General features: G+C 49.4%; 23 protein-coding genes and 1 pseudogene. 9 read left to right on the top strand and 15 right to left on the bottom strand.

Annotated features, from left to right (window positions below; translation table 11 throughout):
• Nucleotides 1-94: 94 nt before the first annotated feature.
• The gene (locus tag I3X05_RS00445) at nt 95-1,000 is read left to right on the top strand and encodes a DMT family transporter (protein WP_045572330.1); all 906 of its coding nucleotides are present in this window, start codon (nt 95-97) and stop codon (nt 998-1,000) included.
• Nucleotides 1,001-1,018: 18 nt separating this feature from the next.
• Here the strand turns inward: I3X05_RS00445 and I3X05_RS00440 are convergent, their stop codons facing one another.
• Nucleotides 1,019-1,849 carry an HDOD domain-containing protein gene (locus I3X05_RS00440; protein WP_045572329.1) on the bottom strand — a complete coding sequence of 277 codons (831 nt, stop codon included), beginning with the start codon at nt 1,847-1,849 and terminating at the stop codon, nt 1,019-1,021.
• A gap of 312 nt (nt 1,850-2,161) precedes the next feature.
• On the opposite strand from I3X05_RS00440, the gene I3X05_RS00435 reads away from it, so the two are divergent.
• Entirely contained in the window at nt 2,162-4,636 is a 2,475-nt protein-coding gene (locus I3X05_RS00435) for a putative bifunctional diguanylate cyclase/phosphodiesterase (protein ID WP_337971157.1), read from the top strand.
• A 183-nt stretch (nt 4,637-4,819) separates the two neighbouring features.
• Nucleotides 4,820-5,059, top strand: a pseudogene (locus tag I3X05_RS00430) (IS4 family transposase); the annotation flags it as partial.
• 9 nt (nt 5,060-5,068) lie between these two features.
• On the opposite strand, the gene I3X05_RS23700 reads toward I3X05_RS00430, so the two are convergent.
• The 4 genes from I3X05_RS23700 to I3X05_RS00415 all read right to left on the bottom strand — a co-directional run bounded on the left by I3X05_RS23700 (nt 5,069) and on the right by I3X05_RS00415 (nt 6,022).
• Nucleotides 5,069-5,200 (bottom strand): transposase domain-containing protein, encoded by a 132-nt coding sequence (locus I3X05_RS23700; protein ID WP_425304490.1) that lies wholly within the window; start codon nt 5,198-5,200, stop codon nt 5,069-5,071.
• 4 nt (nt 5,201-5,204) lie between these two features.
• Complete coding sequence (locus I3X05_RS23695) at nt 5,205-5,411, bottom strand: transposase domain-containing protein (protein ID WP_425304489.1); 207 nt, start codon at nt 5,409-5,411, stop codon at nt 5,205-5,207.
• Between the two features lie 169 nt (nt 5,412-5,580).
• Nucleotides 5,581-5,826: a hypothetical protein gene (locus I3X05_RS00420; RefSeq protein WP_337970890.1), complete on the bottom strand. Its 246-nt coding sequence runs from the start codon at nt 5,824-5,826 to the stop codon at nt 5,581-5,583.
• A 34-nt stretch (nt 5,827-5,860) separates the two neighbouring features.
• Nucleotides 5,861-6,022: a hypothetical protein gene (locus I3X05_RS00415; RefSeq protein WP_337970889.1), complete on the bottom strand. Its 162-nt coding sequence runs from the start codon at nt 6,020-6,022 to the stop codon at nt 5,861-5,863.
• A gap of 157 nt (nt 6,023-6,179) precedes the next feature.
• On the opposite strand from I3X05_RS00415, the gene I3X05_RS00410 reads away from it, so the two are divergent.
• On the top strand, nt 6,180-7,307 hold the full coding sequence (locus I3X05_RS00410) for an ISAs1 family transposase (RefSeq protein ID WP_337970597.1): 1,128 nt from the start codon (nt 6,180-6,182) through the stop codon (nt 7,305-7,307).
• Here I3X05_RS00410 and I3X05_RS00405 read toward each other — a convergent pair.
• The 5 genes from I3X05_RS00405 to ftnA all read right to left on the bottom strand — a co-directional run bounded on the left by I3X05_RS00405 (nt 7,290) and on the right by ftnA (nt 11,951).
• Entirely contained in the window at nt 7,290-8,786 is a 1,497-nt protein-coding gene (locus tag I3X05_RS00405) for a transposase (RefSeq protein WP_337970888.1), read from the bottom strand. The two genes, I3X05_RS00410 and I3X05_RS00405, sit on opposite strands and share 18 nt — an antisense overlap.
• Nucleotides 8,776-9,600, bottom strand: coding sequence for a TnsA endonuclease N-terminal domain-containing protein (locus I3X05_RS00400; protein ID WP_337970887.1), 825 nt, complete (start codon nt 9,598-9,600; stop codon nt 8,776-8,778). Before I3X05_RS00400 ends, I3X05_RS00405 begins: the two co-directional genes overlap by 11 nt.
• Before the next feature lie 123 nt (nt 9,601-9,723).
• Complete coding sequence (locus I3X05_RS00395; protein ID WP_045572328.1) at nt 9,724-10,911, bottom strand: NAD(P)/FAD-dependent oxidoreductase; 1,188 nt, start codon at nt 10,909-10,911, stop codon at nt 9,724-9,726.
• 103 nt (nt 10,912-11,014) lie between these two features.
• Nucleotides 11,015-11,338: a universal stress protein UspB gene (uspB, locus tag I3X05_RS00390; protein WP_045572327.1), complete on the bottom strand. Its 324-nt coding sequence runs from the start codon at nt 11,336-11,338 to the stop codon at nt 11,015-11,017.
• Between the two features lie 85 nt (nt 11,339-11,423).
• Entirely contained in the window at nt 11,424-11,951 is a 528-nt protein-coding gene (gene ftnA / locus I3X05_RS00385; protein WP_039433695.1) for a non-heme ferritin, read from the bottom strand.
• 168 nt (nt 11,952-12,119) lie between these two features.
• Between ftnA and uspA the strand changes: the two genes are divergently transcribed.
• Both uspA and I3X05_RS00375 read left to right on the top strand, forming a co-directional pair.
• The gene (uspA, locus tag I3X05_RS00380) at nt 12,120-12,545 is read left to right on the top strand and encodes a universal stress protein UspA (protein WP_039422571.1); all 426 of its coding nucleotides are present in this window, start codon (nt 12,120-12,122) and stop codon (nt 12,543-12,545) included.
• Nucleotides 12,546-12,611: 66 nt separating this feature from the next.
• Entirely contained in the window at nt 12,612-13,496 is an 885-nt protein-coding gene (locus I3X05_RS00375) for a carboxylate/amino acid/amine transporter (protein WP_045572326.1), read from the top strand.
• A gap of 91 nt (nt 13,497-13,587) precedes the next feature.
• On the opposite strand, the gene I3X05_RS00370 is transcribed toward I3X05_RS00375, so the two are convergent.
• The 3 genes from I3X05_RS00370 to I3X05_RS00360 all read right to left on the bottom strand — a co-directional run bounded on the left by I3X05_RS00370 (nt 13,588) and on the right by I3X05_RS00360 (nt 18,257).
• Nucleotides 13,588-14,112, bottom strand: coding sequence for a hypothetical protein (locus tag I3X05_RS00370; protein WP_045572325.1), 525 nt, complete (start codon nt 14,110-14,112; stop codon nt 13,588-13,590).
• A gap of 139 nt (nt 14,113-14,251) precedes the next feature.
• Complete coding sequence (locus I3X05_RS00365) at nt 14,252-15,031, bottom strand: class I SAM-dependent methyltransferase (protein ID WP_039462382.1); 780 nt, start codon at nt 15,029-15,031, stop codon at nt 14,252-14,254.
• A gap of 91 nt (nt 15,032-15,122) precedes the next feature.
• Complete coding sequence (locus tag I3X05_RS00360; RefSeq protein ID WP_337970886.1) at nt 15,123-18,257, bottom strand: EAL domain-containing protein; 3,135 nt, start codon at nt 18,255-18,257, stop codon at nt 15,123-15,125.
• 109 nt (nt 18,258-18,366) lie between these two features.
• Between I3X05_RS00360 and asnC the strand changes: the two genes are divergently transcribed.
• Nucleotides 18,367-18,831, top strand: coding sequence for a transcriptional regulator AsnC (asnC, locus tag I3X05_RS00355; RefSeq protein WP_039422561.1), 465 nt, complete (start codon nt 18,367-18,369; stop codon nt 18,829-18,831).
• 71 nt (nt 18,832-18,902) lie between these two features.
• Here the strand turns inward: asnC and prlC are convergent, their stop codons facing one another.
• A complete protein-coding gene (gene prlC, locus I3X05_RS00350; protein ID WP_193167035.1) occupies nt 18,903-20,945 on the bottom strand; it encodes an oligopeptidase A in 2,043 nt (680 codons plus the stop codon).
• Between the two features lie 270 nt (nt 20,946-21,215).
• On the opposite strand from prlC, the gene I3X05_RS00345 reads away from it, so the two are divergent.
• Nucleotides 21,216-22,055, top strand: a complete 840-nt coding sequence (locus I3X05_RS00345; RefSeq protein WP_045572322.1) for a 23S rRNA (adenine(2030)-N(6))-methyltransferase RlmJ — start codon at nt 21,216-21,218, stop codon at nt 22,053-22,055.
• A 270-nt stretch (nt 22,056-22,325) separates the two neighbouring features.
• Nucleotides 22,326-23,681, top strand: a complete 1,356-nt coding sequence (gene gorA, locus I3X05_RS00340; RefSeq protein WP_337970885.1) for a glutathione-disulfide reductase — start codon at nt 22,326-22,328, stop codon at nt 23,679-23,681.
• Nucleotides 23,682-23,755: 74 nt separating this feature from the next.
• Here the strand turns inward: gorA and I3X05_RS00335 are convergent, their stop codons facing one another.
• On the bottom strand, nt 23,756-24,523 hold the full coding sequence (locus I3X05_RS00335; RefSeq protein WP_337970884.1) for a substrate-binding periplasmic protein: 768 nt from the start codon (nt 24,521-24,523) through the stop codon (nt 23,756-23,758).
• Between the last annotated feature and the right edge of the window lie 75 nt (nt 24,524-24,598).

Below are 24,598 nucleotides of genomic sequence, written 5' to 3'. Positions count from 1 at the left end.
GTATTTTGGTACTGGATAAATGTCCAGTTTGTTGCCCAGAAAATCCTCGCTTACACTGGCTGCTTTGTCTCTCACGCTATTGAAACGAGGAATCATGAACGAGCGTCGCGCCCTAGGATTTGGCCTTGCTGCTGTCCTGCTTTGGTCTACCGTGGCCACTGCGTTTAAACTGACTCTGGCCGAATTTTCCCCGATCCAGATGCTCACCATCGCCAGCATGGTCTCGACCATGGCTCTGCTTGTTATCTGTGCGCTGCAAGGCAAACTGGGGCAAGTGGTCAGCACCTTTCTCTCCAACCCTTGGTATTACCTGATGCTTGGGCTGATTAACCCGCTAGCCTATTACCTGATCTTGTTTAAAGCCTATGACCTGCTACCCGCCTCGCAGGCACAAGCGATCAACTACAGTTGGGCGATCACCTTGACGCTGATGGCGGCGGTATTTCTTGGGCAGAAAATTCGCAAGCAAGATTGGGTGGCGTGCCTGTTCAGCTATTTCGGGGTGATTGTGATTGCCACTAAAGGCGATGTGCTCGGTTTGTCGTTTGACAGCCCAACTGGGGTGGCGCTGGCGCTCGTTTCCACCTTGCTATGGGCAGGTTACTGGATTCTCAATACCAAAAACCGCGCCGATCCGATTGTCGGCGTGCTCCTTGGCTTTCTGGTCGCGATCCCTTTTGCACTGGGGCTGTGCGTTTATGAAGGCGCCAAATGGCACGCCATCAGTGTGCAAGGCTGGCTGGCGGTCACCTATGTCGGTCTGTTTGAAATGGGGATAACGTTTGTCCTTTGGCTCTCGGCGCTCAAACAGACCAATAACACGGCGCGCATCAGCAATCTGATTTTTGCTTCGCCATTCATTTCGCTGATGCTACTGGCCACCATCATCGGTGAAGAGATCCACCCGACCACCTTGATGGGGCTAGTGCTCATTATCGCTGGATTGGTGATTCAACAGCTGAAATGGGGCAAAAACAAGCTCGCCACTCGCGATGCCTAACTCCCATGCTTATTTGGCCTACATGGTTAAAATATCGTGGGCCATCTGGCTGCCTTGGCCGCGAATTTGGTCGACGACAAATGCGCGCCCTGGCGAAATGCCGAGCGCAGTTGCGGCGGGATGCTCAGCCAAGTAGCACTGCTTTTCTTCTTCATCCTGCATCGTGTCCCAACAGCGGCTGACATCGCGAGCCAGATAGAGCAAGCAAGCGAGCCGCTTGGCCACTTTCGCTCGTCCGGGATGGTTGATGTTTTCAATCGCGTCTTTCATTTCGAGTGGGAACTGCCACGCTTCGGCCAGCTTCACGCCGAGTTCCACCGCGTCCGTACCCAGCACCTGCCGCTGCGCCGCCAGTGGCTTCATCCCTTGTTCAATGCGTTCGCGGATCATCAGCGCGTGCTCTGGCACTAAGGCGTGAATCATCAGCTCGCCGATGTTGTGCAACACGCCGGTGGTAAAGACTTCGCTACTGTCGAGCTTGGCCTGATCGGCCAAACGGCTGGCAATCATGGCAATATCAAAGGTTTCTGCCCAATAGCTTTTCAGATCGAGCGTTTCTACCTTAGGAAACGCGCCGCAAATGATGGACGAGGAGACCAAAGTGCGCACCGCCTTGGTACCAACCCGCACAACCGCTTCATGGAGATTGTAGATCGGCTGGTTTCCGGCAAAGTAAGCCGAGTTCGCCATACGCAACAAACGCGCACTCAGCACCTGATCCATCGCCAATTTTTGCGACAGTTCAGCAAAGCTGAAATCATCCCGATTCACCATAGCCAAAAGCTCTTGCAACACACTTTCGATACGTGGCAACTCATTGAGACGCGAAATCAGCGCATCTTGCGACATAGCTTTCTCCTTAACATCAGCAGAGTCATTAAATATAGCGCATACAGCCCGATTTAGGACCAAACAACACCTCAAGATACGCAATAAAAAGAACGCCTTAGGCAATAAATTGCTTATTTTGAGACATTCATCGGGCCAGAATAATAGACAAAACTTGCAATTTCACCTTGGGAAAGAGCGGTGAGTTGGTTAGGATATAACCAATTTTATAACATCGTTTGCGCTGATGCGAAACGCGGCTCGGTACGCGCTCGTGCCAGTCGGTTTTTTTCGGGCGCAACCTTGGCCCCCTTTTTTCTGCTGCTATTACCTATGTTTCGCTTCGCTATCTCCCATGACGTACTCGCCAGTTGGAAACAGAAGATCACCCAAGCTTCTGAGTTTCTCGAATGCGACTGCTATTTTTACTCTTTCAGCTACACGGATCAGTGGATGCTCGAGCTCTCCATACCAATGGGCAGCCAAAGCCATTTGGGGGTGGAGATCTACGCCAAACTTGAGCAGTGGCAGGCAGAATGGCCCATAGGTCAAACCGAGGCTCACTATCAAACGGTGAACGATCAGGCGATCGCACTCAGTCCGGTTTGGCTGATCGATCAGCAGTTGTTTGGCGTGTTGATCGCCCGTTGTCGCAAAGCGCAACATGCCGCGCCGATGGCAGTACAACTGTCGGGGCTCGCCGCCATCTTCAGTTTTGAACTGGCGAACTTATATCACCAGCAGCAATTGCGCCATCAAACCGCCGAACTTACGGCCATACCCAAGTTGCAAGATTTTATCGACTGTCTTGAAGATCACACGTGGATAAAAAGTGTCGATGGTAAATATCTCGCCACCAACCAAAGTGTTGAGCAGGCTTGGCAAAAGAGTGGGCTTGAGATTGTCGGCCAAAGCGATTACGAGCTGTTTCCAGAATCCAGAGCGAAGAAGTTTATCGAATCCGATGAGTTGGTTGTGGCCAGCGGCAACCAGCAGGTGGTCGAAGAGTGCTATGTGTTTGATGACCAGCAAAATAAGAGTTGGCTGGAGACGATCAAATCCCCCATTCGTAATCGTCACGGTAAATTGATTGGCATTTTGGGTATGACGCGCAACATCACCCGTCGCAAACACATCGAAACCCAGCTCACGTTAGCATCAAGAATTTTCAACAACTCCCAAGAAGGGATGGTGATCACCGATCACAACGCACGCATTCTCGATGTGAATCAGGCTTTTAGCTCAATAACCGGCTACAGCGCCGAAGAGGTGGTGGGCAAAAATCCCAGTCTTTTGCGCTCCGGTCATCATGATGATGCTTTTTATCAGCAGTTGTGGCAGCAATTGGAGCAACAAGGACAGTGGAAAGGCGAATTTGTCAACCGTCGCAAAGATGGCAGCATTTACCCGCAATTAGCCACCATCAGTGCGGTGCAAGATGAGCTGCACGAGTTGGTCAACTACATCTGCGTGTTCGAAGACATTTCCGCGCGCAAAGCCAATGAAGCCAAGCTAGAGCGCATGGCGTTTTATGATCCGCTCACTGGGTTGCCAAACCGCACACTGTTGGTGAAATTACTGCAGCAGCAGATAAAAAGTGGTGAACAATCTGGGCTGAGTTTTGCCACTCTGTTTCTCGATATCGACCATTTCAAACACATTAATGACAGTTTGGGCCACCTGTGCGGCGACACCCTGTTATCGCAGCTTGGCCGACGCCTGTCAGAAACGTTGCACGGCCGGGCACATATCTCACGGATTGGCGGTGATGAATTTGTTGTACTACTGCCAGATCTGCAAAACGACGAGCAGTTGACTCAAGCGTTGAGCGACATTCTCAAAGTGTTCAACCGCCCCTTTCATCTCTCAGAACAAGAGAGCCTGCGCGTTTCAACCAGCATTGGTATCGCCCGCTTCCCGCAAGATGGCACAGACAGCGAATCTTTGCTGAAAAACGCCGACACCGCTATGTATCTGGCGAAAAAGAATGGTCGCAATGGCTATGCGTTTTACTCGCCAGATCTGACCAATCAATCGCTCTCACGCCTACGCTACCAATCGGCACTGCACGAAGCGCTGGAAAAAGATCAGCTGTTTTTGCTCTACCAACCACAGTTTAATCTTTACGAGTCGCGCTTAGTCGGAATGGAAGCCTTGCTGCGCTGGCAGCATCCAGAATGGGGGATGATCTCGCCCGCTGAGTTTATTCCCGTCGCCGAGAAAAGCGGGTTGATTCAGGAGATAGGTTTATGGGTTTTGCATAGCGCCTGCCAGCAAGCGGCAACTTGGCTCAGCCAAGGGTATCGTTTTAGCCACATGGCAGTGAACGTGTCGGCGTTACAACTGCAAAATCCGCATTTTATTAGCGAGTTACAAGATATTTTGCAGGATACCCAACTGCCAGCGAGAAAACTGGAGCTGGAGATCACCGAAGGCTTCCTGCTGCACGATCCGGCCAAAGCCATCCAAGCACTCAATCAGTTGCGCGCGATGGGCGTCGAGATCGCACTGGACGATTTTGGCACTGGCTATTCGTCGCTCTCTTATTTAAAAGGCTTGCCAATCAGCAAGTTAAAAATTGACCGCTCGTTTATCAATGACATTCCCGTCGATAGTGACAGCAACGCCATCGTCAAAGCGGTGATCGCCATGGGCGAAACCTTAGCGCTTACGGTGATTGCCGAAGGGGTGGAGAACCAGCAGCAAGTCGACTACTTGATAAGCCAAGGCTGCTTATTGGGGCAGGGTTTTTATCTCGCTCGGCCACAAGATGCACAGCAAGTGGCTCAATTGATGGTCAGAGAGTAATACTGACCATTTTAACAGGCGTCCTAAACAAGCCAGATTCATTTAGGACGCTAGCTGATTTTGGGCAGCGACAATAGAGTTTGCCCACAACAGAATCGCTTGGTGATCACTCTTGGATTGATCACTTCCAAACACATTTGTGGATAAATGTGAGTTTGGGGCTTTGGCCATTTAGTACTGAGGAATCCCCTAATGCTTCAACTGACATTTTGGCTTGCGGGCGTTCGTGCTCAGAAACAAGGTTGGGAGAAGCACTTCCAAGCTAACACAGTCAGAAATCGAAACGTACTCTCAACAGTGCGCTTAGGCATGGAAGTTTTGCGGCATTCTGGCTACACAATAACAAGGGAAGACTTACTCGCAGCTGCAACCCTACTTGCTCAAGATCTATTCAAACATGGTTACGCTTTGGGGAAATTATGAGGGGATCCCTCAGTTCTGAGCCGTCATAGTGAATAACGCTTTTAGTGGCTCTGCCGTGAGACGTTTTCGGGCTTGAGGAATGGCACTTGGGGCAATGGATTCACCTAAAGAGCTGGACAGTTTCAGGTCTAACTTGTCCAAAACGTCAGTAATTGCGTATTTCGCGATATAAGCCAATCCCCACAAGCAGCCACACGACCAATTCAGCAGGCAGCTTCCGTCTTCTCATCCTGGCTTTATTGGTTTCATCCAGTGCTTTATTTATCCATTCCAATGGAAGCTCTTTTTGAAAAAGCGCAAGTGAATCAGGAGAAGCGAAGTCATCGACATCAATAAGCAACTGAGCCAACATCAAAAAATACCCTCAAACATAAATGCTTGAGGGTATTTTCGACCAACCACAGGATCGTTCAACTGATCGGAGTTAGCCTATGGGGGCTTTCAGTAAATAAATAGAAGTCACTTCAAACATGCGCCAAGAGCTACCTATAAAAAAGCATGGTTTACATAAACTGGTACGTCTAGGGCAATTCACAAGCACCAAAATACTTTGCATGTACGACCATAAAAAGTAGAATACTGCAAAAAATAAAAGCCAGTGAGCCGCCAACTTTATATAGCTTCACTCTGTCTTGATTAAATGGCAGTTGAGGCCATTTACCTGTTTTTGCAGTAATAGCAAAACGGACCCAACCATTTAAAAGTAGTAATGTAAAGCCCCAAAATATAAAGTCATTCGAGACAAACTTGCAATAATCTGGTTCCATATTGGCTATCCCAACTTTTAATTGTTTTAGTTTTCTATTGAACGGCCATGATCACCGTCATTTCTATGTGTTCTGCCTTCTCTTGAGTTCCAACCTCCATGTCGTCCGTCTGTTTCACGTTCACGGCGATTATCACTTCCAGAAGAGTTTGTACTAGTTTCAGTAGTTGCTGTTGTTGCAATCTCAAGTGCTTCATTGACTGATAAATCAACTTCAGCGAAACCCGCCCAACCAAATGTAAGTCCTGCACCCATTGGTCAGGGCAAGATCATGAACATTTCTTGTACAACGCAAGGTTAAATTTGACCTGAAGCACGGTCTGTGATCTTATGCTCTTCTTTTGGGGAGCGACCATGAATATTAATACCATCAAAGCGCATTTCAGTATCATCCGTGACAAACGGCAAAGTGCAAAAGTTGATTATCCTCTGTTTGATATTTTGTTTGGGTCTATCTGTGCCGTGATAGCCGGAGGTCAAGGCTGGACTGACATTCGTGAATATGTTCTTGGCCACCATGAGTGGTTTCTTAAACAGGGGCTGTTTGAAAACGGTGTGCCTGTCGACGATACCTTTGCTCGTTTGATTGCAAATATTGATCCTGCCGAGTTTCGCGACTGCTTCCTGGGTTGGATGAATGCGGTACATACCATGACGTTTGGTGAGGTGGTTGCCATTGATGGCAAGACTTTGCGCGGCTCCTACGATAGAGACGACAGGCAAAGCACCATCCATATGGTGAGCGCCTATGCAAGTGCTAACCAAATGGTACTGGGTCAACTCAAAACCAACAATAAAAGCAATGAAATTACCGCGATTCCAGAGCTTATTAAGATGCTCGACTTGCGAGGAGCTATCGTGACGATTGATGCGATGGCCTGCCAGACCAAGATTGCCAAGGCGATCACTAGCAAGGGCGGTGATTACTTGTTGGCAGTAAAGGGGAATCAAGGCAAGTTGTCGGCAGCCATACAGACAGCCTTCGCCCCACACCGCCGTGCCCCAATTGACAAAACCACCTATCAAATCGAGAAACAAAAAGGCCGCGTTGAAGCACGTACTTGCCATGTACTCAAGGCTAGTGAGTTAGAGGGTGACTTCTCAACGTGGAGCGGACTCACCAGTATTGTCATGGTTGAAAATTACCGAGTAGCCAAAGGTAAAGCGCCAAAGTTGGAGTACCGCTACTACATAAGTTCAGCAGACCTGACCGCGGAGCAGGCAGGAAATGCCATTCGAGCCCACTGGGGCATAGAGTCAATGCACTGGATTTTAGATGTGAGCATGCGAGAAGACGCTTGTCAGATTTACCGACAAAACGCGGCTGAAAATTTGGCAGGTTTAAGACACATGGCACTTAACATGCTAAGAGCTGAGCCAAGCAAAATTAGTGTGCCAATGAAGCAGAAACGTTGCATGATGAACCCCGGCTTCTTGGAGCAAGTCTTAGTTGCTGGATTTAAGTCAATGACTAAATTCTAACCATTCATGCGGACGCCCTGGTAAAGAGCTCTGCTTGGCTAAGTCTTTAAATATAGAACTGTTATGCTCTAATACCTCATCGATAAGAAGCTTGGTTACTTCTCTAAGTGTAAATGTTGCATCCAACCTGGGATCTCTATCACCTCTGATGTAATGCCGCCCTTTAGTTGTCCCTAACAACTCGTGGACTAGCTTTTTATTTAAGATATTAAAACGATGCTCAACTATCCCTTTTAGTTCAGCCCTGTAAGGTGGCGCTATGCTCAAGTGTCCAATTAATGGTACTGCGAAATTTTCTGCATTTTTGCAAATAAACTCACCACGATCACAAAGCAGTCGTTGAGGGATATGGTTACAAGGCCAATCTGCTTCTTCTATTTCAATACCGAACTCAGCGCAATATTCTTTCTTTAAGGTAAAACTATTAATCAAAGCCTGCCGACCAGCTCTCCAGGAAGCATATTCCATGGAAACATGCAGCCCGACAATCATGCGACTTTCTTTATCAACCACGCAGTAAACAGTTGGCCTTCCTAGTACATGATTTCTCTGAAAGTCTGAGACGATGTGGACATCCAAAACAGTTGCATCCAGTTCAAAGCAACTGCCAGGAACTTCGGTATGATCAGTTGCAGAACCTTTCAAGCCACGCTTATTGCGGTCAAAGTCACCCTGATTGGTCTGTTTACGTATGAGTGTATGCGCAGGAACTAGTTTCTTAATCCAGTAAACAAATGCTCGGTAGTTAGGTACCAAAGCATCTCGCGACTCTGATTCAGCAGTAATTAGCTCCTCTGAATAGTATTCTTTGAGCATTTTGTCATACACGCGACTGAATTTGACTTTTTCACCTTTAAGTCCGAATTCCCTCATTGCTCTAAGAAACAGCGTTTTATCGTACTCAGTGGTATTAACACCTTCAGGAGCTTCAATACTTGGACTGGATAGTTGTATCGGAGAGCCACGCTTTGTTATTCCAGCTACTCTTGATTTACCTCTCCCCCCAGAATTCTTGTAACTCGGTAAGAGTGCATTTCGTTCTTGACCATATTTCCAATAAAGATTTAGTGCTCGATAGACATTCTGCACATATGTGTTTTGGGCTTTCGCGTATATCGAAACAGCTTTACTACGAGGCTTATCAACCAAATTTAGCAGAAAATTTGGATCAGATACTAACTCGATAATGAGTCGGTATTTCTCATCTCTTTTTACAAGGTAACTCTCTGAAATATCGTCTTCTGACTGCTGTTGATAGTAAGGCAGTTCATATGAACTTAATTGGGCGTTGCCAACTTTAATCGCTTCATTAAGAAGGTCAAAATCAAGCTTGAGAGGTCGTTGTAAAGCCTTTGAATCTAACAAAGGAAACAGAATGGCAATATGCTCTTCAGTATAGAGCTGTAAAACTCGGTATAGACCTTCACTTAGCCCATCTAAGTTATTAATTTTCCATACACTATTTAATTCAACCTGCATATTTCCTTGATTTCCTATCAAACTTAATTTCAGTAATTTCAATCATCCCAGATAGAACTATGGGGCGAGCTAAATCAACAATCACTTCTTTATCGGCTATTAAATGCTTTAATAACATCAATGCATCATCATTTGTCATACCGATTTGATCAGAAAATGTGTTGCAAACATCACTTAATTGCATCGTACCCACCGTCAACAAACGCTTGGCTTTTTCTCTAACTTTATTCGAAGGTGATAAGTACTTTTTGCGCAGAGGATCGGTAATCCATTGAATATTCTTTGACTTAATCTGATTCAGTTCTGATAGGAAAAACACATGAAAGGGAACGCCTAATAGCTCCCACCAGACTCTTTCGATATCGAGCTTTTCTGCCGTCCTCTTATCTGAAAGCTTTTCACTAGGCTTCACAGTTACAGCTTCATACCAAATCCGCTTTCCATCACTACAGGTTAAAAGAAAATCGGTGGTCATGATGATTGGATCTTTAGTGGTTGGATGCTTGGGGTGATCAACATCAAGTAACTTAGATATTTTTAATGAGAGTGTGAGAGGAAGTAAAGGGAACTGCTCTCTGATATCAATCACTGAATCGGAAAACTCAGCTAAATAGAAAAAGCATGATTCTTGCTCAGATAAAGCATGATGAGGTCGGCCTGATTTAATTCCTTCAATCTTACCGCTGTGCCCATGAGATTTAACATCCTGAACTCTTATCCAAGGAGTGTAATTAGCGCCTTCACCTAAGCCATATTTTTGTTTTAAAGCCCGCTTGAAATCAGCGAGCTTTTCAAGTTTTCTTCGTCCAGCCACAACATATACTCTACCCAATTCGATAAAATATATTATAGCCTAGTGTACAAACTTTATTATTCCAAATAACATATATGTACAAACTTTTTCAACAGTGTACAAACTTTATTGTTCCAAAACAATTTACACCCACTGCCCCGCGACAAAGCCGCTCGACCAGCACCACTGGAAATTGTACCCACCGAGCCAGCCGGTAACATCCATCACTTCACCAATGAAGTACAAACCAGAGACGGTTTTGCACTCCATGGTTTTCGATGAGAGATAATCGGTATCGACGCCGCCTAAGGTCACTTCCGCCGTGCGATAGCCTTCGGTCCCATTCGGAGCGATTTTCCACTGTTGCAGCGTTTCAATCACCGTTTGCAACTCTTTGCTGTTGTATTGTTTGAGCGGCTTGTCACTCAGCTCATTACGTTCAATCAGTACTTCGACTAAACGCTTAGGTAGCACCTTGGCCAAGGTGTTTTTCATGCTCTGGTTAGGGTGTTTTTCTAGGTTACGCGTCAGCAGTTCATGCAGATCGACTTCAGGCACCAGATTCACGTTCACCGCTTGCCCTGCTTGCCAGTAAGAAGAGATTTGCAGTACCGCAGGACCCGACAAGCCGCGATGGGTGAACAGCAGCGCCTCTTTGAACATGGTGCCGTCCTCTGCGGTGATCTCCGACGGAATCGCGATACCGGAGAGCTCAGCAAACGCTTCTTTGTCCTCTTTGTGCAAAGTAAACGGCACTAATCCCGCGCAGGTCGGCACCACCGGAATGCCAAACTGCTCGGCAATCTTGTAGCCATAAGGGGTAGCACCCAACTTCGGCATCGACAGGCCGCCTGTCGCCACCACCAAAGATTGGCATTCAAACACTTCTGCGCCCGCACGTAGCACAAAGCCTTGCTCGGTTTTTTCAATCTCAGTGAGTTGCACTTGGTAGCGCTGAGTAATGTTGGGTTGATCGCACTCACTGAGCAGCATGTTGACGATCTCTTTCGCGGAATCGACACAAAACAGCTGGCCGTGATCGCGCTCTTCAAATTCAATGCCGTACTTGTAGATCATCGAGATAAAATCCCAATTGCTGTACTGGGAAAGCGCCGACTTAACGAAATGCGGGTTGCGGCATAAATAATTTTTCGCTGACACATCATTATTGGTGAAATTGCAACGGCCACCACCGGAAATGAGGATTTTGCGTCCTGGCTTTTTGGCGTGATCGACCACCAGTACCCGGCGGCCACGACGACCCGCCTCGGCGGCGCACATCAATCCTGCGGCTCCGGCACCAATAATGACGACATCAAACTGTTTACTCATGCTCGTGAATCTCTCTGGCAATAAAAAAGGATGTGCAGTTGGCACATCCTTACTTTTTCGCCGCTATTCTAATGCGAAAGCGGGTTATTTTCCAAGCACTCGCTTACAGAAGAAATGCCGCCAGCAGTGTCACCCCCATCAAGCTGACAGAAAGAACAAACAACTCGCGTACGCGGTCGCATTTGCCAGTAAACACAGGGTCATGATGGTGGTGATATTCGCGGCTTTTTAAATAGTGATAGAGGCGCACCTGCTTGGTGACATTCCCATGTGTGGTGAAAAAGCCGTTGCCATCCACTTGTTGATACAAGAGCGGGTGGGCTTCTCGCATGATGTAGATAAGAGAACGAAGTGCGGTGAGATAACGGGCAAGATTAACGCCAGTCACCACCATGAGCGTAAATTGGATAATATCTGCATTGATCATCTTTTCCTCCCTACATCTTCAACAATGCTCAAGAGAAAAAGACGATCGTCGCCTTTTTTCCCGCTACCGGGAACTTAGCGTCCCGTTACGCAGCTGGAGCATCCATCACTGAAGATGAACCTTCTTTCGCCAGTTGTGCCAGATCTTTGTCGATAAAGAACAGTGCCTTGCCGTCTTCACCCACAAGTTCGATCTTGTCTAAAATCCCTTTAAACAGCTTTTCTTCTTCGTGCTGCTCAGCCACATACCACTGCAGGAAGTTGAAGGTTGAATAGTCCTGACAGGTAAAGGCAAGGTGAGCCAGTTTATTGATTTGTTCTGTGATCATTTTTTCATGTTCGTAGGTTTCACGGAACACTTCGCCCAAGCTCACGAAATCATGTTTTGGTGCAGCGATGGCGCCTAAAATTGGCAGAGCCCCAGTTTCGCTCACATAAGTAAACAAACGCTGCATGTGGCCCATTTCTTCTACCGCATGCGTACGTAAAAACTGCGCTGCGCCATCAAAACCTTTATCTTCACACCAAGCACTCATTTGTAAGTATAGATTGGATGAGAAAAATTCCAGATTAATTTGCTCATTCAGTTGGTCGACCATAGTCTGAGACAGCATGTGGGCTCCTGATATTTTAATGTCTGTGGCCGGCAACTATAACACGAAAAATTCGATAACTCTTTGTTCACTGGATACGGTTCTGAGATCCCAACGGCAAAAAACTGTTCACCTAAGTGCTAATGTTGAACTATACCCAAAGGGGAAAATGATAAAGGAGACCACACCATGAGTTATCAACACATACTGGTTGCCATTGATCTGTCTGACGACAGCAAACTACTGATAGATAAAGCCGTTTCTCTTGCAAAAGCACTGGAAGCCAAAGTTTCCTTTATTCACATTGATGTTAATTATGCCGAACTCTATACCGGCCTTATCGACATCAACATGGCCGAAGCCCAGCACCATGCGATGGAAGCCTCGCGCACCCAACTCACCAATTTGGCGGAATACGCTAACTTTCCCATCACTCATACTTTGGTCGGCAGTGGCGATTTAAGCAATGAGTTGTGCGACACCATTGGCGAATACAATATCGACCTGCTGGTGTGTGGCCATCATCAAGATTTTTGGAGCAAACTGCTCTCTTCTACTCGCCAACTGATCAACTGCTCGCCAGTGGATATGCTGGTTGTACCACTGAAAGAATAAGTTTTGCTTTTGCCGCCCATCGCAAATCGGTAGACTGCGCGAATTGATTAATAATTACTCTCAGTTATGTTTTATCTCAATGCAGTCACCCTACTATGGGCATTCTCCTTTAGCCTGATCGGCGTGTATCTCGCCGGTCAGGTCGATTCTTGGTTCTCTGTGCTGATGCGCGTCGCATTGGCCAGTGTGGTTTTTCTGCCGTTTCTCAAATTCAAAGGGATCAGTAAAACGCTGATCGGCAAACTGATGCTGGTTGGCGCTTTTCAACTTGGCCTGATGTACTGTTTCTACTACCAATCTTTCCTGCTGCTGTCGGTACCGGAAGTGTTGCTGTTTACCGTTTTCACGCCCATTTACGTCACCCTGATTTATGACCTGTTGAAAGGGCGCTTCTCCCCTTGGTACTTGCTCACGGCGCTGATTGCGGTGGCAGGTGCGGCGCTGATTAAATTCTCCACCATTAATGAGAATTTCTTGCTGGGCTTTTTGGTGGTGCAAGGCGCAAACCTTTGTTTCGCCATCGGCCAAGTGGGTTATAAGTTCATCATGGAAAAAGAGTCGCTGGATTTGCCGCAGCATACGGTGTTTGGCTACTTCTACCTCGGTGCGCTGTGCGTGGCATTGGTGGCGTTTGCTCTGCTCGGCAACGTCAATAAGCTACCGACCACTGATGTGCAGTGGGGCATTTTGATTTACTTGGGGCTGATTGCGTCTGGACTGGGCTATTTTGCCTGGAATAAAGGCGCGACTATGGTCAACGCAGGTGCGCTGGCGGTGATGAATAACGCCTTGGTGCCCGCTGGGCTGATTGTCAACATCGTGATCTGGAACCGCGATGTTGACTTGCTGAGGCTTGCCGTCGGAGGCGGAGTTATTCTGCTATCACTGTGGATAAACGAACGTTGGGTGAAAGCGAAAGTCGAGCGCGACTACGCACGCGCAGTCCGTTAATAAAAAAGTTCGTTGATAAAAAAGCCCGTTGATAGAATAGTCCGTTAATAAAAACCGCCCACGACATGTGGGCGGTTTTTTAGCGTCTCACTCAGTGCATGGGCGTCTCTTGGCGCACCGCTTGAGTATGATTCAGCACCCGCAGCACGCCACTGAACTTATGCAATTTGCGCTCAAGCTTCTCTCTTCGTTTCAACTGTTTGGCCTTTTTCTTGGCTAACTTAGCCAGTTTCTTGTGGTACTTACGCTGCTTTTTCAGCGCTTTCTTGGCTTTTTTCAGTTGCTTCTTATTGAGCGAGAGCAAGCTTATGGCAAAGCCGCTTAACGGCGCGCTCACCGAGGCGGTGGCCTCTGCACTCTCCATCGGCAAACTTGGTTTAACCACAATCGGCTCAGGTTGGCTAACTATATGCTCGTTTTTCGGTTCGCTTTGCGCCGCATTATGGCGCAACGCTTTTAACGATGGAATCGCTTGCGGCTTACACAGTGAACCTTTCGCTGCCGACGAACGAGCGCAGGCCCGGCAAAGATATTTGGGCGCGGCGACCAATTGGTGAATTTCCCCCAGTTGATCCGCGATCTCTTTACGGTTCATCTTACAAAAGCGTTTTGCCATGCTACTACTCCAGCGTGCGCGATGTGTATCCATCGTTGATATTTTGAATAATAATAATTCTTACTAAGATATACAGCGCAGCGGAATATTTAGCAAGCGAGTTATCACCGCAAAACGCGCTCCTTTACTTGCCGAGGAGCTAACTCATTGATGCATTAACATAGACGTCAAAACGATTCTTTTTGGTTTCGATCGCCATCGCCGGTTTTTGTCCATCGAGCCACTCTGCATAGTCAGGGCGTTTGACCACGACCCGTTTGCTCGCCAGGGCCAAAGCGGGCGCCAGTAAGGCATCGGCGTCGCTATCGGCGCCCACCAAGGATTGAAACACGCGCATCTCTTTTTTCACCAGCGCACTTTTTTTCTTATTCTCTGGATGCGGGTACATAGGATCGAGATAGACCACGTCCGGACGGACAAAATTCGGATCGCTAACCAGTTGCGTTAATGCATCGTGGCTGGAAGCGTGCAGCAGCGACATACGCTCACTGACCCACGGGCCAATTTCCACATCCTGTTTGGCGCGTTGCAAACCATCTTCCAGCAGCGCCGCCACCACCGGATTACGCTCGACCATCTGCACTTTGCAACCGAGCGAAGCGAGCACAAAGGCGTCTCGACCAAGGCCTGCGGTACCATCGAGCACACTCGGTGTCGCCCCTTTATTAAGCCCTGCGGCTTTGGCGATCGCCTGCCCTTTTCCACCGCCAAATTTGCGCCGATGGCCAACCGCGCCGCCCACCAAATCGACATAAATCGCGCCCAGTTTAGGCTCGTCCAGTTTACGCAATTCCAGCCGCTGCGGTGTCAACACCAGAGCCATCACGCTCTGCTCATCCTGCACCAGTTGCCAGCGAGCAGCGATGGCGTCCAGTTGCGCTTGCATCGTCACGTCTTCACAAATCAGCTGTAGTTGCACTGAAAGCTCCCAGAAAAGTAAGAAAATAATCGCCGCGAGTGTAGCGTAACGCTCACAGAAACCCCAGAGATTGTTGGCTGGCAACGCGCCGTTAACGCTCAAGCTCGGCAAGCAATTCCTCGATCAATTCGCCCAGCGGTTTCGGCTTGCCGATCACGTAACCTTGGGCATAGTCGACCCCGAGTTCCAGCAACCTGTCTATGATGTCTGGATTTTCGACAAACTCTGCCACCGTCTGCTTTTTCATCTGCTGGGCGAGCTCGTTAATCGCGCGCACCATGATAAGGTCCGTCTCATTTTCATGCATATCACGCACGAACATGCCGTCGATTTTGACAATATCCAGCGGCAGCTGGCGCAAGTAACCAAACGAGGAGAGGCCCGAGCCAAAGTCATCCAGCGCGATCAGACAACCCAAAGCTTTGAGCTGGGCAAAAAACTCCATCGCCAGCGCGACGTTTTTCATCGCAGCGGTTTCAGTGATTTCTAAGCACAATCTTTCGCAAGGAATCACACTGTTCGCCAGACGATCGAGCAAGAATTGAATGAACTCCGGATTCCCCATCGAATGACCGGAGAGGTTAATCGAACAGCGCCCCAGACGCGCGACCACCTCTGGCCGCGCTTCCAGCCAATCGAGGGTTTGATTGACCACTTGCTCGTCGATCAGATGGGCGATGTTGTAGCGCTCCGACGCTGGCATAAAAATAGCGGGCGACAGATAACGATTATCACTGTCACGAATGCGCACCAAGATCTCAAAGTGCATTTTTTTACACTCTCGGCTAAGCGGCAAAATGCGCTGGGCGAACAGTTGCAGACGATCGTTGGCCAGCGCATCGTGCACGAGATTGACGCTCTCCATCTCCTGCTGGCGGCGCTGCAACTCTTCGCTATCGAGGCTAAACAGTTGATAGCGGTTGCGCCCAAGCTCTTTGGCGGCGTGGCAGGCGGTGTCGGCTTGTGCGTGAACCATTTGCGGCGAATCAGCGGTGTGGTCGATCATGCGAATGCCAATCGAGCAGGTGAGGTTGAGCCGTACCGTCTCCCAGACAAACGGCTCGGCACCTAAAGTGGCGAGAATCGATTTGGCAACACCAATCGCGGTGTGCTCGTTGCTGTCTTTAAGCAGCACGGCAAATTCGTCGCCGCCGAGGCGCGCCAAAACGGCGTTGTGAGGCAACACCTCTTCCAGCATGCTGGCGCAATATTGGATTGCGGCATCTCCCGCATCGTGGCCGGCGGTATCATTGAGCACCTTGAGCTGGTCCATATCAATGTACAACATGGCGTGTACGCGGCGATGGCTTTCGACTTCGCCCAGCGAGCGCTTGAGTTCGATCTCAAACTGGTTGCGATTGTAAGTGTCGGTCAACAAATCGTACTTGGCCTGATACTCCAACTGCGTCGCCAACTGTTTGTTGTGCGAAATGTCTTCGCCGACAATCAACACCTGACCTGATTCGGTTAACGGGCGAATATTTTCCCGCACCCAGACCGCTTCACCATTGGTATGGCGATACTCAATTTCACGCCGCCACACCCCTTTCATATCCGGATCGGGCTGCAATAGTACTTGGCGTGGGTTCATCGCTTTGCTGTCGCAATAAAAATCGTGCAAATGATGGCCGAGCATCGACATTTGTGGATACCCCAACAACTGCTGGGCAAAACGATTGACCTGCTGGATGCGATTGTTGGCATCAAGCGTCACCATCATCACCGGTTGCTGCTCGTAGTAATTACGCAGATTCGATTCGCGCTTGTAGAGTTTATCCTCCATCACTTTACGCGAGGTGATATCGCGCGCTTCAAACAGATAGCGCGGCGCTTTTTTGGTTTGAGAAGAGAAAGGCTTGAGCGACACTTCCAGCACTATCGAGCCTTGTTCGGCGCTCCAGATCTCCGCTTCAAAGGTACTCACCATCGACTCCGAAGAGGCAAAATAGCTCGCTAAACGGGCGCCTGATTCGTCTTCCCAATGCTTGTGCTGCCATAAAGGTCTCTCAAGCGGCATGCCCGGATAAAACAGCAGTGTTTGCAGTTGGCTGTTGCTTGAAATCAGGCAACCGTGCTGATCCAAAATGCCGATGTACTGCAAGCTTTGGTCGAAAATCGATTCGAGGATCAGTTGGCTCTCTCTGGCGAGGCTTTCACTGCGGCGCAAACGGCGCAGATAGGAAACTTGCAACAAAATCACGCCCAGCAGCAGCACAAAGGCGATGCCAACCATGCGGAGCTCGCGGCTATAGCGCTCAAAAAACGGCTCCGGTTTATTGAAAAACACCGAGGCCGATTCTCCTTCCACACCGAGCCCCCAGCGTGCGACCGCTTGATAATCGAGGCGAATATCCGGCTCTCCCACCCTCACTTTGGGCAGTGGCGCGCTTGGATTAACCAGAACGTTGAGTAACACTTCTCCGCTTTCAAAGCCTTGCTTATAGCCACTCTGGATCACCCCACCCACCGCACCATGGCCCACGCCGACATCGTGCACCAGATAAATGGGCGAACGGCTCATTTGGTTGAGCTTTTTCCAGTCGTCATTGCTGGTCAAACGGCCGCTGATATCGCGGTAGTAAGCCCAAAACAGCACCGCATCACTCATGTCCATCCAAGCCGTCTGCTGCGCCAGATCCAGCATATTATCCGGCACCAAGTGCATCACTTTGTGCTGATAGCGCGGATGCTCGGTGAGAAAGCGGTCGATCTGTACGCGCAACGCTTTCCCGCTGATGGAGTGATCCGTCACCACATAGATCTGTTTGACTTGCGGCTGCAAACGCTCAATCAGCGCGATGTTGGCGACTATGTCGGTGTCTTCGGTGAGGCCAGTGGCTTTTAAACCTGCATGCAAACTTGGCTGGTAATCATTAATTCCGCCAAAGATCACTGGCGTATCACCAAGCTGCTCGGCAAGGCGCTGCATCAACGCCAAAGCGATATTGTCGCTGACCACAATCGCGTCAAAACGCTCCTGTTCCAGCTTGGTTTTGTAGAGAGAATAGAGCTGGTTGAGAAAACGGGCGCTTTGATTGCGTTTACTGTCTAAGTAGAGCACGCGCATCGAGATATCACGCTGCTCTAGCTGCTGCGCCAGTCCACGCTGAAACGAGTCGGTCCAGTAAAAGCCTTGATGGTAGGAGTGAACCACCAGCACTTTTTTCTCTTCAGCCGTTGCAAAAGCGCTGCAGCACAGCAGCAGTAAACAGACACAAAAACGCACGCATTCACCTTGTTAATATTCAGTCGATTCAGGCGCAAAGTGCGATTGTGCAAGCTGAGCGACCCTTGTTAGTATTATACCCTTACGGCGGTTAAAAAAGGGACAAAGAATGCAGACAACCAACGCCAAACTGGATGAACTCGACCGAGCGATTTTAAAAACGCTGATGGCGGATGCGAAAACCCCCTACGCCGAGATGGCAAAACAATTTAACGTCAGTCCTGCCACGATTCACGTGCGCATCGAAAAGATGAAAGCCGCCGAGGTGATTGAAGGAACAGAAGTGATCGTCAATACCAAGAAACTCGGCTATGACGTTTGCTGTTTTATTGGCATTAATCTCAATGCGGCGCGTGATTACCACTCGGCACTGCAAAAGCTCAACGCCCTTGATGAGGTAGTGGAGGCTTACTACACCACCGGTGCGTACAACATTTTCGTCAAACTGATGTGCAAATCGATTGAAGAGCTGCAATATGTGCTGATCGACAAACTGCAAGCGATCGACGAAGTGCAGTCCACCGAAACCCTCATCTCACTGCAAAATCCCATCAATCGCAACGTCAACCCTTAACGCTGCCGTTCAGCAAAAAACAAGGCCAGCACTGTGGCTGGCCTTGTGTGAAGTTTTCGCGCTTTATTGAATTACGCCGCAATACCGCAATGACGCAGCAAAGCATCAATTTGTGGTTCACGGCCGCGGAAGCGTTTAAACAACTCCATCGGCTCTTCGCTGCCGCCCATCTCAAGAATGTTGTGCAGGAAGCTTTGCCCCGTTTCAGAGTTGAAAATCCCTTCTTCTTCAAAACGTGAGAACGCATCGGAAGAGAGCACTTCAGCCCACAGATAGCTGTAGTAACCCGCGCTATAACCACCCGCAAAGATATGCCCAAAACTATGCGATGCACGCGCCCATTCGACCGCTGGCAGCACCGCCACTTTCTGTTTCACTTCCGCCAACGTTTCCAGTACACGCGGGCCGACTTCCGGATCGAACTCAGTGTGCAGGGTGAAATCGAACAGACCAAACTCAAGCTGGCGCAAAATCCCCATCGCCGACTGGAAGTTCTTCGCCGCCAACATTTTCTCTAGCATCGCTTTAGGCAGCGGTTCGCCCGTTTCGTAGTGGCCAGAGATAAACGCCAGCGCCTCTTCTTCCCAGCACCAGTTTTCGAGGAACTGGCTTGGCAGCTCAACCGCATCCCAAGGCACACCATTGATGCCAGAAACCGCACCCGTGCTCACTTGGGTCAACATGTGATGGATGCCATGACCGAATTCGTGGAACAGCGTGACCACTTCATCGTGCGTAAACAGCGCGGGCTTATTGCCGATCGGACGGTTGAAGTTACACGTCAGATACGCCACTGGCGTTTGCAGATCGCCTTGCGCGTTAACGCGGCGCACGCGGCACTCATCCATCCACGCGCCGCCACGTTTGTGTTCACGCGCGTAGAGATCCAGGTAGAAACTGCCGCGCAGCGTGCCTTGTGCATCAAAAATATCGAAGAAACGCACCGACTTATGCCAAACATCGACGCCCTGACGCTCTTGCACACTCATGCCAAACACGCGCTTGAGCACTTCAAACAGGCCACTGACGGCTTTGGACTCAGGGAAATAAGGGCGCAACTCTTCATCAGAAATTTGGAACAGATGCTGTTTTTGCTTTTCGCTGTAGTAAGCGATGTCCCACACGTTGAGTTCAGACACACCAAACTCTTGCTCAGCAAACTGACGCAGTTCTTCAACTTCGCGCTCACCTTGCGGCTTGGCTTTGGTGGCCAAATCATTCAAAAAGCCAAGCACTTGTGCTGGGCTCTCGGCCATTTTGGTCGCCAGCGATTTTTCGCTGTAAGTGTTAAAACCCAGCATACGGGCAATTTCATAGCGCAGTTTTAACTGCTCGTTGATGATTTCCGTGTTGTCCCACTTACCCGCGTTCGGGCCGCGATCAGAGGCGCGCGTCACATACGCTTCGTAAACTTCACGGCGCAGCGCTTGGTTGTCACAGTAAGTCATCACTGGCAGATACGACGGTACGTCGAGCGTCAGCAGATAGCCATCCAGCTCTTTCGCTTCTGCCGCCGCTTTGGCCGCCGCCAGCGCGGATTCAGGCATGCCTGCTAGCTCTTTTTCATCCGTGAGGTGCTTGGTCCAGCCCATGGTGGCATCAAGGGTGTTGTTGGAGAATTTCGAGCTCAGCTCCGACATGCGTTTGCTGATCTCGCCGTAGCGATGCTGCTCGTCCGCAGGCAAGCCGATGCCCGACAACTCAAAATCACGCAGTGAATCGGTGATGGTTTTCTTCTGCGCTTGCGTCAGTTTTTGATACTCATCGCTGGCTTTGATGGTTTTGTAAGCTTCAAACAGGCCTTTGTGCTGACCGACCCAAGTGCCGTACTCTGACAGCATCGGCAAGCAGCTTTCATAAGCATCACGCAGCTCATCGCTGTTAACCACCGAGTTCATATGGCTGACGGGTGACCAAATGCGGCTCAGGCGATCATCCACTTCCTCAATCGGCGCAATCACGCTTTCCCAGCTCGGGTTGCTGTTGTCCGCCAACACTTGGTCAATCTTGGCGCGGCAATCGGCAATCGCCTGCTCGACCGCAGGTTTCACATGCTCAGGTTTGATTTGAGAAAACGGAGGCAGATCCGTAAAAGTAAGCAGTGGATTCGACATATAAATTCCTTTTGTTTGGTTCATAGGCGTGACTGGGGCAGCCGCGCGTCCAACGGGCTGCGCGCTTCCATCGACTGTTTTTCAGCCAACGGAGGTAATACGTACTGCATTATGACACTACATATGAGCAACAGGTTCAGATTTCAATACTGTGGAGCAATTTTGTCCGTGCTTAGGCTGAGAGATCCATCAACATCCGCATCACTTGCGTATATAATCACCCTATTCATCCCAGACCACACTCTGCCAAGAGTGTTACGAGAGTGTATTTTGCTGAGTTATCGCCACAGTTTTCACGCTGGCAATCACGCCGACGTGGTAAAGCATATTGTTCAGAGTTTGATTCTGGACGCCTTAAAACAAAAAGACAAACCCTTCGTCTATCACGACACCCATTCCGGCGTGGGTCGCTACGATCTAACGCATGAATGGTCAGAAAAGACGGGCGAATACAAACAAGGCATCGCACGAATTTGGGAGCAAAACAATCTTCCTGAAGATCTTAAAAGCTACCTCGATGCCATCAAGGTGCTGAATAACGGCGACAACTTACGTTACTACCCAGGTTCGCCGCGCGTGGCGCGTGCTCAGTTGCGTGAGCAAGATCGTATGGTACTCACCGAGCTTCACCCAAGCGATTACCCGCTATTGGAACAAGAGTTTCACCGTGATCACCAAGTGAGCATCTACAAAGAAGATGGCTTTTCACGCCTTAAAGCCAGCCTGCCGCCACAAGAGCGCCGCGGTTTAGTGCTGATTGACCCACCTTACGAGCTAGCCAAAGAGTACCGTGATGTGGTGCAAGCGATTTACCAAAGCCACAAACGTTGGGCGACGGGCATCTACGCGATTTGGTATCCAGTGGTCAATCGCTGCGACATCGATGACATGCTGGAAGGGCTTGAAGGGCTCGGCATTCGCAAAATCTTACAAATTGAGCTCGGCGTGTCACCCGACACCAACGAGCGCGGCATGACGGCATCCGGCATGATCGTGATAAACCCGCCGTGGAAGCTGGAAAGCCAGATGCAAGAGATTCTGCCGTTTCTGCAACAAGCCATCGCGCCAGCGACAGGCCACTGGAAAGTCGAGTGGGTGGTACCGGAATAACGGCTGAGCGCCCCTCCTCTCTCAGCGCAGCGCCTTAACCGCTGCGCTTTTTTCACCCAACATCGCCACTTAACTCTGCCTCATATTCCTTGAGCGCGAGCTTTTCCGATCCTCTCATCGCTATTTGTCATAAGCATCGTCACTTTTTCCCATTAAGCAAATTGCTAGACTCGTTTTATGATAGGGGGAAAGCGGTGGCATTGACTTCACAACGCGCCACCCCAATCTATGTTGGGCACTCAAAAAATCAATAAGATCTTGGAGAAAGTAATGGCAACGCATTTTGACTATATCTGTATCGGTGGTGGTAGTGGCGGTATCGCATCGGCCAACCGTGCAGCCATGTATGGCGCGAAAGTGGCGCTGATCGAAGCGAAAGACCTCGGCGGCACCTGTGTCAACGTCGGTTGTGTACCGAAAAAAGTGATGTGGCATGGCGCGCAAATCGCCGAAGCGATGAGCCTTTACGCTCCAGATTACGGCTTTGATGTGGACGTAAAAGGCTTCGACTGGAGCAAACTGGTGGAAAGCCGCCAAGCGTACATTGGCCGTATCCATCAATCTTACGATCGCGTGCTCGGCAACAACAAAGTCAACGTGATTAAAGGCTTCGCGAAATTCATCGATGCGAAAACCGTGGAAGTGAACGGTGAGCACTACACCGCGGATCACATCCTGATCGCCGTAGGCGGCCGCCCGACCATTCCAAACATTCCGGGCGCGGAATACGGCATCGATTCCAACGGCTTCTTCGACCTAGCAGAGCAACCAAAACGTGTTGCTGTGGTCGGCGCGGGTTACATCGCGGTGGAAATCGCTGGCGTACTCAACGCGCTTGGCACCGAAACTCACCTGTTCTGCCGTAAAGAATCACCACTGCGCAGCTTCGACCCTATGATCATCGACACCTTAGTGGAAGTGATGGCGGCAGAAGGCCCAACATTGCACACCCACTCGGTACCAAAAGAGGTGGTGAAAGAAGCCGATGGCAGCCTAACGCTTCACCTTGAAAACGGTACAAGCCAAAACGTTGATCAGCTTATCTGGGCAATCGGCCGTCACCCTGCGACTGACGCCATCAACCTGAGCGCAACCGGCGTAGCGACCAACGAGCGCGGCTACATCAAAGTCGATGAGTTCCAAGCCACCAACATAGAAGGCATTTACTGCGTGGGCGATATTATGGAAGGCGGCATAGAACTCACCCCGGTTGCAGTGAAAGCAGGTCGTCAGCTCTCTGAGCGTCTGTTCAACAACAAACCCAACGCGAAGATGGACTATGAGTTGGTGCCAACTGTAGTGTTCAGCCACCCACCTATCGGCACTATTGGCCTGACTGAACCAGAAGCGATCGCTCAATATGGCAAAGAGAACGTGAAAGTGTACACATCAGGCTTTACTGCGATGTACACCGCGGTGACGCAACACCGTCAGCCATGCAAGATGAAGCTCGTATGTGCGGGTGAAGATGAGAAAGTGGTCGGCCTGCACGGCATCGGTTTCGCGGTGGACGAAATGATTCAAGGTTTCGGCGTGGCGATGAAGATGGGCGCAACCAAAGCCGATTTCGACTCAGTTGTGGCTATCCACCCAACCGGTTCGGAAGAGTTCGTTACTATGCGCTAAGGCGCCCAAAAAAACATAACCGCGGGCCAACTCACCGGCCCGCGGTCATTTGCCTCCACCTCACAACCACAAGGTCATTCTTGCTGGATCGGTGCTTCTAAACCATAAGATTCATAGATACGAGTGACTTCTCCTGAGCGTCGCATCTCCAATAAAATCGCTTCTAATTGCTCAATGTATTGATAATTCGCAGAACGCCTAGGGACACTAAAAAACCGACCATTCAGTGACACGTCTTTGTAGGCAATTTTTCTCAACTCAGGATCACTGTCAAACACCTCCAAACCATGCTGCTCTGAGGTGATAACCAGATCCAACCGGCCCGCCTTGAGCATGTTGATCAATTGATCACCCTTGGTGACAAAGTTTGTGCGCAACTTATCCACGTTTTGATTGAATTGCGAACTATAGAAACTGCCATTAAGCGCACCAATCACATACCCTTTACTGACGATTTCATCAAAATCTTTCGCATCAATATCAGAGTCTTTACGAGTGAAGTAAAACACTTCTCTTTTTCCGTAGCCCATCAAGAGAGGATGTAAGTACGTCTCACGCTCTTCATTCATCGAATGCAAAGGGATGATGTCAACACCACCTTGTGGAGCAACACCAATGGTTCTCGCCCAAGGCGCCTTGGTCCATTCGATTTGATGACCCATTTTACTGATGGCTTGGGTGATCACATCCCCACCCGGCCCTTTGCACTGTCCATCTTCGTAATAAAGAAAAGGGAGCCTGTCTCGACAATGTCCTTGCCAAGTCACACTGGCCCACACTGGTGGTATAGATAAAAATAATCCTAACCACCCCAACATTAATAATTTAACAGTTCGACTCATGCGAATTCCTCTAGCTAGTCACGGGTAAACGCGCTACAACACGTAAACACAACTCACTTTGGCGATGCAAAGCCA

The organism is Vibrio navarrensis, assembly GCF_015767675.1.
Classification (GTDB): domain Bacteria; phylum Pseudomonadota; class Gammaproteobacteria; order Enterobacterales; family Vibrionaceae; genus Vibrio.
This window is presented reverse-complemented; position numbering and strand designations above follow the sequence as displayed.